Origin of the sequence: Vibrio sp. SSH13-20 (assembly GCF_040104475.1) — a bacterium.
Classification (GTDB): domain Bacteria; phylum Pseudomonadota; class Gammaproteobacteria; order Enterobacterales; family Vibrionaceae; genus Vibrio; species Vibrio harveyi.
Window position 1 is genome coordinate 85,369 of the sequence record NZ_JBECOU010000005.1, and the last position, 17,404, is coordinate 102,772.

Here is a 17,404-nt window from a genome sequence, read left to right on the forward strand (position 1 = left end):
TCGCATGGCGCTCTAAAGCGGGTGTTAAGCGTAAATTTGACAGAAATGCTCGGGAGTAGATCACATATCTCTATGCTTTTTGCTAGAATCTGGTACATTATGGCCGTTTTTTTAATCAGTAAATGTCGTCAGAGAGCACCCGTTCTCAGCATGAGGGCATTTCATCTATCTAAGTGAATCAATATCCATGGCTACTCCACAGATTGATAAATTAAGAAATATCGCGATTATCGCGCACGTTGACCACGGTAAAACAACGTTGGTTGACAAGCTGCTACAACAATCAGGCACGCTTGAGTCTCGCGGTGAAGCTGAAGAGCGAGTCATGGACTCGAACGACATTGAAAAAGAGCGTGGCATTACCATTCTTGCTAAGAACACAGCAATTAACTGGAATGACTACCGCATCAACATCGTAGATACTCCGGGACACGCGGACTTCGGTGGCGAAGTAGAACGTATCATGTCGATGGTAGACTCAGTTCTACTTATCGTTGACGCTGTTGACGGTCCAATGCCGCAAACTCGCTTCGTAACTCAAAAAGCATTTGCTCACGGTCTTAAACCAATCGTTGTAATCAACAAGATTGACCGTCCTGGTGCACGTCCTGATTGGGTTATGGACCAAGTCTTCGACCTATTCGACAACCTAGGTGCAACTGACGAACAGCTAGACTTTAAAGTTGTTTACGCGTCAGCACTTAACGGTTGGGCTTCTCTAGAAGAAGGCGAAACTGGCGAAAACATGGAACCTCTATTCGAAACTATCGTTGAAGAAGTAGCGGCTCCAGAAGTTGACCTAGATGGTCCACTACAGATGCAAGTTTCTCAGCTAGACTACAGCTCTTACGTTGGTGTTATCGGTGTTGCTCGTGTAACTCGTGGTAGCGTGAAAGCAAACCAACAAGTAACAGTTATCGGTGCTGACGGTAAAACTCGCAACGGTAAAGTGGGTACAGTAATGGGCTACCTTGGCCTAGAGCGTCACGAAGTTGAGCAAGCTAACGCTGGTGATATCATTGCAATCACAGGTCTTGGCGAGCTAAAAATCTCTGACACTATCTGTGCGCAAAACGCAGTAGAAGCACTACCGCCGCTGTCTGTTGATGAACCAACAGTAACAATGACGTTCCAAGTAAACACGTCTCCATTCGCGGGTAAAGAAGGTAAGTTCGTTACTTCACGTAACATCCTTGAGCGTCTAGAGAAGGAATTGGTACACAACGTTGCATTGCGTGTAGAGCAAACAGACGATCCAGACAAATTCCGCGTATCAGGTCGTGGTGAGCTTCACCTATCTATCCTGATCGAAAACATGCGTCGTGAAGGCTTCGAGCTTGCTGTATCTCGTCCAGAAGTAATCATCAAAGAAGAAGATGGTCAGCTATTGGAACCGTTCGAAACGGTAACTATCGACGTTATGGAAGAGCACCAAGGCGGCATCATGGAGAACATCGGCCTACGTAAAGGTGAGCTGAAAGACATGTCTCCAGATGGTAAAGGTCGTGTACGTATGGACTTCGAAATGCCATCTCGTGGTCTGATCGGCTTCCAAACTGAGTTCATGACGCTGACTTCTGGTTCTGGTCTTCTATACCATACGTTTGATCGCTACGCGCCACACAAAGGCGGTAACATCGGTCAACGTGTAAACGGTGTACTAATTGCTAACGCAATGGGTAAAGCGCTAACTAACGCACTATTCAACCTTCAAGAACGTGGTCGTCTATTTATCGGTCACGGTGTTGAAGTTTACGAAGGCATGGTTATCGGTATTCACAGCCGCGACAACGACCTAACAGTAAACGCACTGAAAGGTAAGCAGCTAACCAACGTTCGTGCATCTGGTACAGATGACGCACAGGTTCTTACTCCACCAATCAAGATGACTCTTGAGCAAGCACTAGAGTTCATCGATGATGACGAACTAGTAGAAGTAACACCTGAAAGCATCCGTATCCGTAAGAAATTCCTAACGGAAAGCGATCGTAAACGAGCTTCACGTTCAGCAAAATAATTTGCTGTAACGGATTCGATTAAGAATAAGCCCCGAGTTATGCTCGGGGCTTTTTGTATCTGAAGGAATAAGACGATGGCGCCAATTGTTATCACTGGTGGTCCGGGTGCAGGTAAAACCACCTTGTTGAATGCGTTAGGCGAGTTGGGGTACGCCGCCTTTGCTGAAGGTTCACGTACCTTGATTGAGCAGCAAAGCCAATTGGACAATGGTATTTTGCCTTGGACGAATTTACCTGAGTTTGCCAACTTATGCCTTGAGTTAATGGGCAAGCAAAAGCGAGAAGCGCTGAATCATCCGGTCGCTTTTGTTGACCGTGCTATCCCAGACATCGTGGCATACCTAAAAGTGGGCGGCTGTCCCGTTGAACAAGCCTTCTTGATTGAGAGTGCAGGGTACCAGAGTAAGGTGCTTACATGTCGACCTGAAGCCTCTATTTATGTTCAAGATGATGTGCGTCCACACAGTTTTGAAGAGGCGCTACAAATCCATCAAACCTTAGTCGATACCTATACTGAACTGGGGTATGAAGTGGTTGAAGTGCCATGGGGAAGAGTAGCTGAACGGGTGGCGTTTGTTCGACAAGTAATGGGCTTAGTTGCTGAGGTAGAAGGTGGGGAGTAAAGATAGAGCTTGGTAGGTATGCCGGTAACTGACGGAGCGAGGGATAGCTTGGTCGCTAGATAGCAAAACCTCCTCACGAGGAGGAGGCTTTATCGAATTACTTTTGGTTCAGCTGCTGTAAGAACTTATCTGACTCAGTAATCGCGGCATTCATTTGTTTGATTGCGTATTGAATGTCTTTCTCTAGGCTAGAGAATTCACCTTTCAATGAACCAATCGCGCTTGCGTTCAAGTTATGCTTTAGATAAAGCGTGTTGTCACGCAGCGTATTCAATACTGGCGTCATTTTGTCTTCTGCACGCTTCATAGCGTTAAGCATGGTTTTGTAAGACGCTTTGGTTTCACGCAACTTCTGTTCGCTAGAGCGACGCAGTTTCGCACTGGTGTATAGGTCTAGCTCGCCTTGCCATTCATCAAACAGAGCATCTGACACATCTTCAATTGCAGCAATCCGGTCGCGTACATCTTGCGCCGCTTTTTCACTGTCTTCGTATTTGTCGTTAATGTTGTTGTAGACGCTTTCTAGCTCACCGCCGTCAAAGTTAGTCAACGCAGAAAGAGCTTCTAGCGCGCTGGTGAACTCTTCTTGTGCGTCTTGCTGCGATTCTTTGGCGTCTTCCACACGATCAACCATAATGTCACGTTTGTGGTAACCCACTTGTTCCATTGCTGAATAATATGCGGACTGACATCCTGTCAAAGTGAAAATTGATAGTACAATTGCTAATAAATAAGGCATTCTTATGTCCTCGACGCTAATTTATGGGATGAACTATGAACCAGTTATCAGAGAGTTACAAGGTGAGATTGAGCAAGCTCGTGCCGGGGAGCGTCGCGTTTTTCAAATATTTGCTCAAGCGTATGACGCACGATCGCGTCAACGTTAATGCAGGCTATTTAGCTTACATCACTTTGTTGTCTATTGTGCCGATGTTGACGGTATTGCTGTCGATATTGTCGAAGTTTCCGGTATTTGAGAATGTGGGCGAAACCTTGCAAGGTTACATCATTGATAACTTTGTCCCTGCTTCTGGTGATGCAGTCAGAGTTGCGTTGCAAGAGTTTGTCTCAAACACAGGCAAGATGACCGCCGTAGGTGGTGCGTTCTTGTTTGTTGCCGCTTTGATGCTGATTTCGAATATCGACAAGAACTTAAACTACATTTGGCGAGTGAAAGATAAACGTCGTCCTGTGTTTTCTTTCTCCATGTATTGGATGGTGTTGACCCTTGGTCCGATTCTAGTCGGCGCGAGTATTGCAGCGACCTCCTACGTGACATCGCTAAAGCTGATTGAAAACGAAACCTTATCGGGCGCTTATAACCTGTTTTTACGTTGGTTACCTTTACTGTTGTCCTTCTTTGCGTTCATGGGGTTGTACTTCTTAGTGCCAAACAAAAAGGTTTATCTATCCCATGGTGCGGTTGGTGCTGCCATTGCCGCTGTGCTGTTTGAACTGAGTAAGAAAGGCTTTGCTTTCTACATTACTCAATTCCCGTCATATCAGCTGATTTACGGTGCGCTCGCTGCGATTCCGATCCTGTTTGTGTGGGTGTATCTGTGCTGGCTGATCGTATTGATTGGCGCAGAAGTGACTGCTGCTCTGGGGGAAAGAGAGCACTGGAGTGACGACCTAGAAATGATACACTCGACCGCTGAATTGCAATTAACAGATGAAGGAAGCGAGAGTCGTGATAGCGCTAATTCAACGAGTCAGTGAAGCCGCCGTTCGTGTAGACGGTGAAGTTGTCGGTGAAATCGACCAAGGTCTACTTGTCCTACTTGGTGTAGAGAAGGACGATGATGAAGCAAAAGCAAAACGTTTGATGGAGCGCGTAACCACGTATCGTGTGTTTGAAGACGATGAAGGCAAAATGAACCTTAACGTCAAACAAGTGAACGGTAAGGTTTTGGTGGTGTCTCAATTTACGTTACCAGCGGATACCAAAAAAGGCACTCGCGCAGGCTTTTCTCGTGGCGCGCACCCTGCGGATGCAGAACGTCTGTATGACTACTTCTCGGACTTGTGTGAGCAAGAACTGCCAACACAACGCGGTCGCTTCGCGGCAGATATGAAAGTGTCATTAATTAATGACGGTCCAGTGACTTTTTGGCTACAGGTCTAATCTGGCAACCACAACATCATGGTCTAAGCTTTAAGCCCAAGTAAATTGAATTTGCTTGGGTATTTTCTCCTAAGGCTTTCATTTGATTTGTACTTTCAAAGGATTGATATGTTCAAACTCATAACTCCAAAAACAGAAAATCAGCTCAACAAGTACTATCAATTTCGTTGGCAGTTGCTACGCGAACCTTGGCGTATGCCTGTAGGCTCTGAGCGTGATGAGTACGATGGCATGAGTCATCACCGCATGATTACCGACAGCCGTGGTCGTCCGATGGCGATTGGTCGGTTGTACATTACCCCAGATAACGATGGTCAGATCCGCTATATGGCGGTGAAGAACAACCGTCGCAGCAAAGGCATGGGCTCATTAGTGCTGGTGGCGCTTGAGTCGTTAGCTCGGCAAGAAGGGGCGAAGCGTCTGGTGTGTAATGCCCGTGAAGACGCGATTGCCTTCTATGAGAAGAATGGTTTTGAGCGTCGCGGTGAGCTGACCGATGAACGTGGTCCCGTGCGTCACCAACAAATGGTTAAACAGCTTGACCCAATGGCGGATGTGCTACGTCGCCCTGATTGGTGTACCGAGTTGCAACAACGTTGGGAAGCGCAGATCCCGATCGCGGATAAAATGGGGATCAAAATCAACCAATACACAGGTTACCAGTTTGAGTGTAGCGCGCAGCTTAACCCAAACTTGAATCCACATAATACCATGTTTGCCGGTTCTGCTTTTACTCTGGCGACACTGACTGGGTGGGGCATGACGTGGCTGTTGATGAAAGAGCGTGGTTTGCACGGTGACATCGTATTAGCAGACAGTTCAATTCGTTATCGTCATCCTGTTGAAGAGAACCCAGTCGCGAGCACGTCGTTAGATGGTATCAGTGGTGACTTGGATAGACTTGCTTCAGGTCGTAAAGCGCGTATCGTTATCCACGTAGTGATTTACAGTGGAGATGTGCCTGCCGTGGATTTTGTAGGCACATACATGCTGCTGCCAAATTACTCTAAGCTACTCAGCTGTTAGATTATTAGGCGCTGGTGTTTCTTGTGGCGCATCTTGGTTTTCTGATGCGCCTAGTTCTGTCTTGGTTTTATCTGTTGCTAGATTGGCACGTTCTTCGGAGACCTTTTCTTCTGAGGTCTGCGCTTCAAGGCTTGAATCTTTAGTTAAGTCTTTTTGTTCTGAGATAAGTTGCTCTTCTGAATGCGGCGCTACGGCTGATTCTTGTTCTTCCTCTACAATCTCACTTAACTCTTCCTCATATTGTTCTAAGTTGATGGGATCAATACTGGTGCGGCTTGTTGTTTTTGACGAGCTCTGTTCTGATTCTGCTGGTTTTACTGATTCAGTCTGTTTTGATGTATTTGTGCATTCATTTGTTTTGACTTCGCCACTTAGCACATCACCTTGGATTGAACCACACGCTTCTTGGAGTTGGTAAATCACGCCACTTAACGGGTTGTTCGCCATATCAAACTCACCAGACAGATTGCCCGAGATGGCTTCGCCTGAAATGGTCACTGGTTGAAGCTCAACAGCACCACGTTGAGCTGCCAAACGCAAAGGGCTCAAAGTGATCGCTGTGAGTGAATCATCCGCTTGTGACTTTAAGGTGGTATCACGTAAGTTGGCTTCCACTTCGCCCGATAAGCTGTAAGCAAGCATGTTTTGATCGCCGGCTAAGCCTTTTAAGTCGAGACTTAGATCTGAGAAGCCATTGACCGCGAGCACCGTTGGCAAATAGGGGTGAAGCAATTGCAAGGGAATCCCATCGGCGTTGAGGCTCAACGCCCAAGGTTGGCTGGTGGTGCTGAGATCGATTTGCCCTAAGCCTTCGATATAGCCTTGCTCTAACGGTGCAAACAAACGTGTCAGTTGCCACAAGCCATTGTCACTCTGTGTAGAAATGGCTGCGTGTGATGTGATTACTTGATCGTAACTTGCGTTTACCACGCTAGCATCAAGCTTACCGTTCCAAATTCCCCAATGACCATTGCGGTGTTTTACTTCGAGCTGGTCACCTTCCAAATTCAAGCCAGAAAGCTGCCAGTAAGGTTGTTTAGATAACTGGATAACTTGGCTGCGTTCAATCTCTAACTGCTTCACATCGACTTGCTGGAGCCTTTCTGTGGCGATTTGCCACCAGTCGGTCTTATCGTCAGGTTGGATAGCCCATTTCAATCCATTGATGGTTGCGCTGTTGATTTTCCAATGCTGTGGCTCGAACTCACCAGATACCTGCACACTACCTTGCTGCCAATCAAAGCTTAGCTCTTGTAGTTGGATTGACTCCGGCTTGAGTTGGGCGTTCAAACGAGGCTCAACTGCGGTTTGGTCTTGGAAACTGACGCTGTCAGCTTGCAAAGAAACCTGTGCTGTTGTTTTCCAAAATGACAGTGGCAGAGAGGCGTTTTCTACTGATAACTCAAGGTTGTGCCAATGCCAATCTCCGTACTCAATATCTGCATTCAGGAGATCGAGGCTGTTGATATGGTTGATATTAATTGGCAACGCTTGCCATGGTTTAGCGAGTAAAGATTGCAACTGTAGGTTATCGATTTTCAGCTTATCAAGGGTCACATTCACCAGTGACCAGCCTTGTGGGTACTGTTCGCCTTGTCCTGAGACTTCACTGCCACGCCAGTTAAATGAAGCGCCGTAAAGCGTGCTGTCTTGGGCTTTGTAATCCAAGTCTATAAGCAACTTATCGAAAGCTTCGCCATTCCAATACAATTGATCAGCCGAAAGTTGAACCTCACCATAAGGTATTTGCTGAGCATCGCTCGACCAAATTGGGTTTTGGATCTGTACATTCAAGCCATTAATGCTGAATGCATCATCTGCGTAATCGATGTTCTTTAACGCGATTTGATGGAAATAAACATTGCTGAGCGTCGGCAATGTTGGCATGCCGTGTTGCAGGCTCAGACCATCAATCAACAGACTGTCGACAATCCAATTTCCGTCACGACGAACATCGGGGTTCAGCCATAGATCGACTTGCTCAATGAACGGCAAGTTTTTTTGTTTTGTCGCCACTCCATTGAGGGTGAGGTGATAAGGAAATTCGTATTGCACGTTATCTGCATGCAGCGGTAGGTCGACTAGATCAGAAAATAGATTCCATGTTTGGCGAGAATAAGAGGTGGTCAGCATCCCCACAAAGACAACCGGAATTGCAATCGTCACTATGAGTATAAGAAGTAGAACTCGAACTGCTGTTTTCATCCCTGCCAAAACCTGTAAGTAATATGAAGTAAGTGTGAGAGTCTCGACTTACTAAGATAGGTTTAAGCTTGTATCAATCTTGAGGCAGATTCAATAAAAAGCCCCTCAAAAGAGGGGCTTGTCGATTATTTTTGTAGCTAAGTCACGAAGAGTTAGCGAGTGGTCTAGTCGAGTTGAGGACCTGCAGCCACTAGTGATTTACCTTCTGCGTTGTCAGTGTACTTATCAAAGTTGTTGATGAAGCGCTCTGCCAAGTCTTTTGCTTTGCTTTCCCATTGTAGTGGGTCAACGTAGGTATCACGTGGGTCAAGGATGCTTGGGTCCACGCCAGGAAGTGAAGTAGGCACTTCTAGGTTGAAGATAGGAATATGCTTAGTCTTCGCATCTTCAATTGATCCATCAAGGATTGCATCGATGATGCCGCGTGTATCTTGGATAGAGATACGCTTGCCGCTGCCGTTCCAGCCTGTGTTAACTAGGTAAGCTTCTGCACCTGCTGCTTCCATGCGTTTCACTAGCACTTCTGCGTACTTAGTTGGGTGTAGAGTTAGGAATGCTGCACCAAAACATGCTGAGAACGTTGGCGTCGGCTCCGTGATGCCACGCTCAGTACCTGCTAGCTTAGCGGTAAAGCCAGACAAGAAGTGGTACTTCGTTTGCTCAGGCGTCAGTTTAGAAACCGGAGGAAGTACGCCGAACGCATCAGCCGATAGGAAGATCACTTTGTTTGCGTGACCACCTTTCGATACTGGCTTAACGATGTTGTCGATGTGATGCAGTGGGTAAGACACACGAGTGTTTTCAGTCTTAGAACCATCATCAAAGTCGATAGAACCATCGCTACGAACCGTTACGTTCTCTAATAGCGCATCACGGCGGATAGCATTGTAGATATCAGGCTCAGCTTCTTTAGATAGCTTGATGGTCTTCGCGTAACAGCCGCCTTCGAAGTTGAATACGCCGTCGTCATCCCAACCATGCTCGTCATCACCAATTAGTGCACGTTTAGGATCAGTAGATAGGGTAGTTTTGCCTGTGCCAGACAGACCGAAGAAGATTGCTACATCGCCTTCTTCACCCATGTTTGCACTACAGTGCATTGATGCGATGTCTTTCAGCGGAAGGAAGTAGTTCATCATTGCGAACATGCCTTTCTTCATTTCGCCGCCGTACCAAGTACCACCGATCAACTGAGTGCGCTCTGTTAGGTTGAACACAGTGAAGTTTTCAGAGTTCAGACCATGCTCTTCCCACTTCTCGTTGGTGCACTTCGCACCGTTCATTACCACAAAATCAGGTTCAAACGTTGCCAACTCTTCTTCTGTTGGACGGATGAACATGTTTTTCACGAAGTGCGCTTGCCATGCAACTTCTGTGATCACTCGAATGCTCAAACGAGTGTCTGGGTTTGCACCACAATAACCGTCAATCACAAATAGACGCTTACCTGAAAGCTGGTTGGTCACTAGCTCTTTTAGGTCGTCCCATACTTCTTTGTTGATTGGTTTGTTGTCGTTTTTCACTGCGTCAGAAGTCCACCACATGTGCTCTTCTGTCGTTGCATCTTTAACAATGTACTTATCTTTTGGTGAGCGACCAGTAAAGATACCAGTGTCTACGGCAACCGCGCCGAGTTCTGTAACCACACCACGTTCATAACCTGTTAGGTCAGCACGGGTCTCTTCCTCAAACAGCATTTCGTAGCTTGGGTTGCGAACAACCTCTTTAACGTTATGCAGTCCGTGTTTGGTTAGATCAAGTGTTGCAGCCTTTGTATGTTCCATAACGGTCATAGGTGCTCCTTATAAGGATTTTTGTAGGGATTTTGTAAGAATGTTTTAATTTTTATCTGCTCACCATGCTAGCAACGGGGCGGGGAGAAAACAGGGATATAGTTCAAAAATTATCCATGATTTCAATGTGGTTTTAGGTAACCCGTCACATATTGGTGCGAATAGTTTATCGTGGGCGCAAACCTTTGCGCTAGGGCAAAAGAATTATTAATTATTTAAAATTAAGCGGTTGCTTTATTACGTGGAAAGCCAAGTTATACGAGGGTTTGATCACAAAAAGGCCAGCGTTGCGCTGGCCTTTTGAAGGGTAAATTACATGCTTGTTAAGCTATGAAAATTAATGCACGGTTTTATTGTCTGAAGTTGCCTGCGTATACAGTTCGGTAATTTCAGATTCGTCGAACGTGTATGACGTGCCGCAGTAATCACAATGTAAAGAAATTGATCCTTCTTCGGCTAAAATGTCATAAATTTCAGTTTTATCAACAGTGATGATCGCTGCACCGCTACGCTCACGAGAACAACCACAGTGGAATTCCACCGGTTGCGGTTCGTATAGGCGAACAGAATCTTGGTTGTATAGACGGTAAAGCAGTTCATTTGCTGGTAGTGTGAACAGCTCTTCGTTTTTCACTGTCGCAGTCAGTTGCTCTAGGTGCTCAAAGTCTTCAGGTGTACCCGTACCATCTGGCATTACCTGAATCATCATACCTGCTGCGTGTTTTTTGCCTTCATGTTCACCAGTGCGGATCCAAAGACGTGTTTTTAGCTGTTCTGAGTTTGCGAAGTAACCTTCGATAACGTCAGCTAGCGTTTCACCTTCCAGACCAACCACGCCTTGGTAGCGTTCGCCTTTTTTAGGTTCGATGGTGATCACCAGGTAGCCTTTACCCATCATGTCGTGCAGGCTTGCGTCTTCAGCAATGTCGCCTTCCCAACGTGCAACGCCGCGGATCTTCTGATCGTGGTCGCCGTTAATGACAGCTAGTGATACAGGACCATCACCTTGTAGTTGGATAGTGATTGAGCCTTCGAACTTCAAAGTTGCAGTTAAAAGAGTGGTTGAAACGAGTAGCTCACCCAACAGTTTTTGCAGTGCTGCCGGATATTCCTTGCTGGAGATAATACGTTGGTATGCTTCATCCAATTGAACCAACTCGCCACGTACTGAAAGATCTTCGAATAGGTAGCGGTTTAAAACATTATTTGCCATGGAGTGCTTTCCTCGTCGGTAATTCCGGCTTTTATTGGTGTTTGAACTTGATGATGTCGCGGCGCTGCTTCTTATCTGGGCGGCGTTCCGGACTTGGGTTGTGGGCGTTGAGTTTGCGCTGCATCGCATGCTCTTCACGTTGGCTGATGCTTGATTCAGTCTCGCGATATAGCGTTTGAGCGATAGGTGCGCCTCGGCGTTGATCAGAGATTTTCTCGATGATCACCGTCTTCTCTTCGTTACCTTGACGAAGGCGAATCTCAGCACCCAATTCAACGATTTTGCTTGGTTTGCTTCGTTGCCCATTATAGTGGACTTTACCGCCATCGACCATATTACGAGCGATAGAGCGGGTTTTATAGAATCTGGCAGCCCACAGCCATTTATCTAGCCTTACGGCTTCATTTACGGAACTCATAGAACTCTGTGCAATCTAATCACTGCATTAATGGCGCAGTGACTGGTGGATTATTCACCTACAGATGGTGCCAAGGCTGTTTTTTTTCAAGGGAGTTGGCAAAAACGGCATAAGAAAAAGGTATGAAAAGGAACTTGTGATATAGTTCACTGCTCTTTGTTGAGTAGTAATTTTATTGCAATTTTAGCAAGATAGGGTCGACATTCTTTGACTTATACTTAAGGTCGACGGACGTAAGAATAAAGGAATCAATTCAGTGAAGCGTTTAGAGCTAAGTGCAGGATTAGCAAGCAGCCCGCTACTGGCTCAGATTAAGTCCAACAATCACACCATTCAAGCGAAACTTAGTGTGCTTCTTACTTGTCTATTTATAGCAATGACGGGTTGGATACTTGGCAAAGTGGTGTGGCTAGCAATGCCTCAAACTTCTGATGTGGCTCAATGGAAGCCGTCAGCAAGTGCTGTTGCGTCAACGAGTAAAAAAGACGCGATTGATTTTAACGCCCTCCAAAATGCCAATTTGTTCGGGAAGTACACTGAGCAAAAGCCGGTCGTAATAGAACAACCTGTAGTGCAAGATGCGCCTAAAACCCGCTTAAACCTAACACTTGTTGGTGCAGTTGCGAGCAGCAACGCAAAAACGAGTTTGGCGGTTATTGCCAATCGAGGTAAGCAAGCGACATATGGTATTGGCGAAGAAATTGACGGCACACGAGCAGAATTAAAAGCGGTATTGGTCGATCGCGTGATCATTGACAACCAAGGTCGAGACGAAACCTTGATGCTACAAGGCATTGAGTACAGCAAACTGTCTGAAAGTCGACCGGTTAATCAACCCAAAGCTCAAAAAGCAAATAACTCATCCGCAGTGAGTGAAAAGGTTGATCAAATCCGCGCGGAAATTGCTAAAGATCCGCAAAGCGTATTCAAGTACATCAACATTTCTCCGGTTAAGAAAGACGGAGGGATTGTCGGCTATCGCGTTTCACCAGGACGTGATGCGGCACTGTTTAATGATGTCGGTCTAAAAGCTGGTGATATTGCGGTGCAATTAAACGGGATCGATTTAAGTGATCCATCATCTTCAGTAGAACTGATGCAAGTGATGAACGATCCGCAAGAATTGAATTTGACTGTTGAGCGTGATGGCCAACAGTACGACATCTATATCCAATTGTAATACTTAGGCAACCAGCGTAAGTTCAGGGAGACATACGTGAAACATTGGTTTAGCAAAAGTGCTTGGTTACTAGCAGGTACACTACTCTGCGCACCGGGTGCGATGGCGAACGAGTTTAGTGCTAGCTTCAAAGGCACAGACATTCAAGAATTCATCAACATTGTTGGTCGTAACCTAGAGAAGACCATCATCGTTGACCCATCGGTACGCGGCAAAATCGACGTACGCAGCTACGACGTTCTTAACGAAAAGCAATACTATAGCTTCTTCCTTAACGTTCTTGAGGTGTATGGCTATGCTGTTGTTGAAATGGACAACGGCGTACTGAAAGTCATCAAGGCGAAAGATTCAAAAACCTCTGCGATTCCAGTTTTGGGTGATGACAGTGCGCAAGGCGACAGCGTGATTACACGTGTGGTAGCGGTGCGTAACGTATCGGTTCGTGAATTATCGCCGCTACTGCGTCAACTTATCGATAATGCGGGCGCGGGTAACGTCGTGCACTATGACCCTGCTAACATCATTTTGATCACAGGTCGTGCTGCGGTGGTTAACCGCCTTGCTGAAATCATCAAGCGTGTTGACCAAGCGGGTGACAAAGAGATCGAAGTGGTTGAGCTGCGTAATGCATCTGCTTCTGAAATGGTTCGTATCGTTGATGCCCTGAACAAAACGACGAACCAAAAAAGCACACCTGAATTCCTAGAACCAAAAATCGTAGCGGATGAGCGTACCAACTCAATCCTGATTTCTGGTGATCCAAAAGTACGTGCTCGTCTGAAGCGTTTGATTCGTCAACTTGATGTCGAAATGGCGACTAAAGGTAACAACCGCGTGGTGTACCTTAAGTACGCTAAAGCAGAAGACCTAGTTGATGTACTAAAAGGTGTCTCTGACAACCTACAGGCTGAGAAGCAAGCAGGTCAAAAAGGTGGTTCATCTTCTGCAAAACGTGGTGAAGTGGTGATTGCAGCTCATGAGGCAACTAACTCGCTCGTACTGACGGCTCCGCCAGATATCATGATGGCACTGCAGGACGTGATTTCTCAGTTGGATATCCGTCGTGCGCAAGTATTGATTGAAGCGCTGATTGTCGATATGTCTGAGGGGGACGGTATTAACCTTGGCGTTCAATGGGGCTCGTTGGAAACGGGTGCGGTTATCCAATACGGCAACACTGGTGCACCGATTGGTCAGGTGATGGTTGGTCTGGAAGAAGCGAAAGACGTCACTAAAACAGAAAGTTACTGGAACAGTGACAGCAATAAGTTTGAAACTCGGGAGTACACCGAAGAAGGTGACTATTCGACCCTAGCATCCGCTCTTGGTGGTGTTAACGGTGCTGCAATGAGCATCATGATGGGTGACTGGACAGCACTGATTACGGCAGTGTCATCGGACTCAAACTCAAACATTCTATCCTCTCCAAGCATTACTGTAATGGATAACGGTGAAGCGTCATTCATTGTTGGTGAGGAAGTGCCAGTAATTACTGGTTCTACTGCAGGCTCAAATAATGACAACCCATTCCAAACAGTGGAGCGTAAGGAAGTGGGTATCAAACTGAAAGTGGTTCCTCAGATCAACGAAGGTGACTCTGTTCAACTGAACATTGAACAAGAAGTTTCTAACGTATTGAGCCCAAATGGTGCAATTGACGTACGTTTTGGTAAGCGCCAACTAAACACCTCAGTAATCATTCAAGACGGTCAAATGCTGGTTCTTGGTGGTCTAGTTGATGAGCAGGCACAAGAAAGCGAGTCTAAAGTGCCACTGCTGGGCGATATTCCAGTGCTTGGTCATCTGTTTAAATCAACCAGCACACAAACAGTAAAGCGTAACTTGATGGTGTTCATCAAGCCGACCATTATCCGTGATGGTATGACGGCCGATGGCATTACGCAGCGTAAGTACAACTTCATCCGTGCTGAGCAGCTATACAAAGCGCAAGAAGGTTTGAAACTGATGGATGACTCAAAAGTTCCAGTGATGCCTGAATTTGGTCAGGAACGTAAGCACCCTGCTGAAATCCAAGCCTTCATCGATCAGATGGTAAAGAATAATGGTTGATATGTTAGACACTGCACCAAGTATGCGCCGTCTGCCATTCAGTTTTGCCAACCGCTTTAAACTGGTATTGGAGACGGAGCACCCTGAGCGCCCTCCAATTCTGTATTACGTAGAGCCGCTCAATCCTGCGGCTCTCGTTGAAGTACGCCGAGTTCTAAAACAAAACTTTATCCCTCAAGCGATGGACAAAGAAGCGTTCGACAAAAAGCTCACTGAAGCTTATCAGCGAGACTCTTCGGAAGCTCGTCAGTTGATGGAAGACATTGGTGCAGACAGTGATGACTTCTTCTCTTTAGCGGAAGAATTGCCGCACGATGAAGACTTGTTGGAGTCTGAAGATGATGCACCAATCATCAAGTTGATTAACGCCATGCTTGGTGAAGCGATCAAAGAAGGGGCGTCGGATATCCATATCGAGACGTTTGAGAAAACCCTTTCGATTCGTTTCCGTGTTGATGGTGTATTGCGTGAAGTCTTAACCCCAAGCCGTAAGCTCGCTCCTTTGCTGGTTTCTCGTGTGAAGGTAATGGCGAAGCTTGATATTGCAGAAAAACGCGTACCTCAAGATGGTCGTATTTCGCTGCGTATTGGTGGTCGTGCAGTAGACGTGCGTGTATCGACCATGCCTTCATCACATGGTGAACGTGTCGTAATGCGTCTGTTGGATAAGAACGCGACTCGTCTTGATCTACACAGCTTAGGTATGACGCCGTCTGTGCATGATAACTTCCGTCATTTGATTGGTCGTCCTCATGGCATCATATTGGTGACCGGTCCGACAGGCTCGGGTAAGTCGACCACCTTGTATGCTGGCTTACAAGAGATCAACAGCAACGAGCGCAACATTCTTACCGTTGAAGACCCGATTGAATTCGATATCGATGGCATCGGTCAAACGCAAGTGAACCCGAAGGTCGACATGACGTTTGCGCGTGGTTTGCGTGCGATTCTTCGTCAAGACCCAGACGTCGTGATGGTCGGTGAGATCCGTGACTTAGAAACCGCACAGATTGCTGTACAAGCGTCTTTGACTGGTCACTTAGTAATGTCAACGCTACACACCAATACCGCAGTTGGCGCAATCACGCGTCTGCGCGATATGGGTATCGAACCATTCCTGATTTCTTCTTCGCTATTGGGCGTGCTAGCTCAGCGCCTAGTTCGTACACTTTGTTCTGACTGTAAAGAACCATACGAAGCGGATAAAGAACAGAAGAAGCTGTTTGGTTTAGAAGAACACGAATCATTGACTTTGCATCGTGCTAAAGGTTGTGAAGTGTGTAACCAGAAAGGTTACCGTGGACGTACTGGTATTCATGAACTGCTGATGGTGGATGAGAAGGTTCAAGAGCTGATCCACAGTGAAGCGGGTGAGCAAGAAATTGAAAAAGCCGTACGTGCACACACACCAAGCATTCGTAGTGATGGTTTAAGTAAGGTCCATCGTGGTATCACTTCTCTTGAAGAAGTCATGCGAGTGACCAAGGAAGCGTAATGGCAGCATTTGAATACAAAGCGCTGGATGCGAAAGGCAAACAAAAGAAAGGCACTATTGAAGGGGATAACGCCCGTCAGGTGCGCCAACGCCTAAAAGAGCAGGGCATGATCCCTGTTGAGGTGATGGAAGCCAAAGCGAAAGCCGCTAAGTCTTCAGGTGGTTCGGTTGGCTTCAAACGTGGTATCAAAACCGCAGAACTTGCCTTGATTACGCGTCAGCTATCAACGCTTGTACAATCTGGTATGCCCTTGGAAGAGTGTTTAAAAGCTGTTTCTGAGCAAGCTGAAAAGCCGCGCATTCGTTCGATGATCGCAGCAGTGCGCTCAAAAGTGACGGAAGGTTATCCGCTGGCAGACAGTTTGGGTGATTACCCACATGTGTTTGATGAGCTATTCCGTTCTATGGTGGCTGCTGGTGAAAAATCCGGTCACTTAGATGCGGTATTGGAGCGACTAGCGGAATACGTAGAAAACCGCCAGAAGATGCGTAATAAACTGCTTCAAGCCATGATTTACCCTGTGGTACTTGTGGTGTTTGCGGTGGGTATCGTGTCGTTACTGCTTTCTTCTGTGGTGCCGAAAATCATCGAACCAATCATTCAAATGGGGCAAGAGCTACCACAGTCGACGCAAGTATTGTTGTCAGCCAGTGAATTTGTCCAAGAATGGGGTTTAATCATCTTTGTTGTGTTGGTGGTGTTTTTCTATGGCTTGAAGCTCGCACTGCAAAGACCCAATTTCCGTTTAGCATGGGACAGAAAAATCCTCAGTCTGCCTTTGCTAGGCAAAATCTCTCGAGGTCTTAATACGTCTCGATTTGCGCGCACATTATCGATTTGTACTTCAAGTGCGATTCCTATTCTTGAAGGTATGCGCGTCGCGGTGGACGTTATGTCAAACCGATACGTGAAACAACAGGTCTTAGTGGCGGCTGACAACGTACGTGAAGGTGCAAGTCTGCGCAAAGCGTTGGATCAAACTCGCTTGTTTCCACCAATGATGTTGCACATGATTTCTAGTGGTGAGCAGAGTGGTGAACTAGAGAGCATGCTAACCCGTGCGGCTGACAACCAAGACCAAAACTTTGAATCTACAGTGAATATCGCTTTGGGGATTTTCACTCCAGTGTTAATTGCACTGATGGCTGGTCTCGTTCTTTTCATCGTAATGGCGACATTGATGCCAATGTTGGAAATGAATAACTTGATGAGCGGATAAAATTCGAGTTAAGTCGTG

General features: G+C 46.4%; 14 protein-coding genes. 9 read left to right on the top strand and 5 right to left on the bottom strand.

The features are described 5' to 3' along the window. The first annotated feature begins 187 nt into the window (after positions 1–187). Entirely contained in the window at positions 188–2,017 is a 1,830-nt protein-coding gene (gene typA, locus ABMY42_RS15480; RefSeq protein WP_005448526.1) for a translational GTPase TypA, read from the top strand. A gap of 75 nt (positions 2,018–2,092) precedes the next feature. Further along, positions 2,093–2,641 (top strand): AAA family ATPase, encoded by a 549-nt coding sequence (locus tag ABMY42_RS15485; protein WP_349266524.1) that lies wholly within the window; start codon positions 2,093–2,095, stop codon positions 2,639–2,641. 97 nt (positions 2,642–2,738) lie between these two features. On the opposite strand, the gene ABMY42_RS15490 is transcribed toward ABMY42_RS15485, so the two are convergent. Beyond that, on the bottom strand, positions 2,739–3,380 hold the full coding sequence (locus ABMY42_RS15490) for a DUF2959 domain-containing protein (RefSeq protein ID WP_026138173.1): 642 nt from the start codon (positions 3,378–3,380) through the stop codon (positions 2,739–2,741). Between the two features lie 35 nt (positions 3,381–3,415). On the opposite strand from ABMY42_RS15490, the gene ABMY42_RS15495 reads away from it, so the two are divergent. The 3 genes from ABMY42_RS15495 (at position 3,416) to ABMY42_RS15505 (ending at position 5,792) form a co-directional block, all read left to right on the top strand. Beyond that, entirely contained in the window at positions 3,416–4,360 is a 945-nt protein-coding gene (locus ABMY42_RS15495; RefSeq protein ID WP_005448517.1) for a virulence factor BrkB family protein, read from the top strand. After that, positions 4,332–4,766 (top strand): D-aminoacyl-tRNA deacylase, encoded by a 435-nt coding sequence (gene dtd, locus ABMY42_RS15500; protein WP_005434513.1) that lies wholly within the window; start codon positions 4,332–4,334, stop codon positions 4,764–4,766. The genes ABMY42_RS15495 and dtd overlap by 29 nt, the downstream gene beginning before the upstream one ends. A gap of 108 nt (positions 4,767–4,874) precedes the next feature. Beyond that, the gene (locus ABMY42_RS15505; RefSeq protein ID WP_005448516.1) at positions 4,875–5,792 is read left to right on the top strand and encodes a bifunctional GNAT family N-acetyltransferase/hotdog fold thioesterase; all 918 of its coding nucleotides are present in this window, start codon (positions 4,875–4,877) and stop codon (positions 5,790–5,792) included. On the opposite strand, the gene ABMY42_RS15510 is transcribed toward ABMY42_RS15505, so the two are convergent. From ABMY42_RS15510 to hslR, 4 genes are all read right to left on the bottom strand, one after another. Further along, positions 5,778–7,997: an AsmA family protein gene (locus ABMY42_RS15510; RefSeq protein WP_349266525.1), complete on the bottom strand. Its 2,220-nt coding sequence runs from the start codon at positions 7,995–7,997 to the stop codon at positions 5,778–5,780. The genes ABMY42_RS15505 and ABMY42_RS15510 overlap by 15 nt on opposite strands. Positions 7,998–8,161: 164 nt before the next feature. Continuing rightward, complete coding sequence (gene pckA, locus ABMY42_RS15515) at positions 8,162–9,790, bottom strand: phosphoenolpyruvate carboxykinase (ATP) (protein ID WP_005448514.1); 1,629 nt, start codon at positions 9,788–9,790, stop codon at positions 8,162–8,164. Between the two features lie 337 nt (positions 9,791–10,127). After that, the gene (gene hslO, locus ABMY42_RS15520; protein WP_017817173.1) at positions 10,128–11,003 is read right to left on the bottom strand and encodes an Hsp33 family molecular chaperone HslO; all 876 of its coding nucleotides are present in this window, start codon (positions 11,001–11,003) and stop codon (positions 10,128–10,130) included. 31 nt (positions 11,004–11,034) lie between these two features. After that, positions 11,035–11,421 carry a ribosome-associated heat shock protein Hsp15 gene (gene hslR / locus ABMY42_RS15525; protein WP_005448506.1) on the bottom strand — a complete coding sequence of 129 codons (387 nt, stop codon included), beginning with the start codon at positions 11,419–11,421 and terminating at the stop codon, positions 11,035–11,037. Positions 11,422–11,677: 256 nt separating this feature from the next. Between hslR and gspC the strand changes: the two genes are divergently transcribed. From gspC to gspF, 4 genes are read left to right on the top strand one after another with little or no spacing between them, the layout of a single operon-like run. Further along, on the top strand, positions 11,678–12,601 hold the full coding sequence (gene gspC, locus ABMY42_RS15530) for a type II secretion system protein GspC (RefSeq protein ID WP_009701537.1): 924 nt from the start codon (positions 11,678–11,680) through the stop codon (positions 12,599–12,601). 36 nt (positions 12,602–12,637) lie between these two features. After that, complete coding sequence (gene gspD / locus ABMY42_RS15535; protein ID WP_239210475.1) at positions 12,638–14,671, top strand: type II secretion system secretin GspD; 2,034 nt, start codon at positions 12,638–12,640, stop codon at positions 14,669–14,671. Further along, positions 14,664–16,166, top strand: coding sequence for a type II secretion system ATPase GspE (gene gspE / locus ABMY42_RS15540; protein WP_005448500.1), 1,503 nt, complete (start codon positions 14,664–14,666; stop codon positions 16,164–16,166). The genes gspD and gspE overlap by 8 nt, the downstream gene beginning before the upstream one ends. Beyond that, a complete protein-coding gene (gene gspF, locus ABMY42_RS15545) occupies positions 16,166–17,386 on the top strand; it encodes a type II secretion system inner membrane protein GspF (RefSeq protein ID WP_009698980.1) in 1,221 nt (406 codons plus the stop codon). The genes gspE and gspF overlap by 1 nt, the downstream gene beginning before the upstream one ends. Positions 17,387–17,404: the final 18 nt, after the last annotated feature.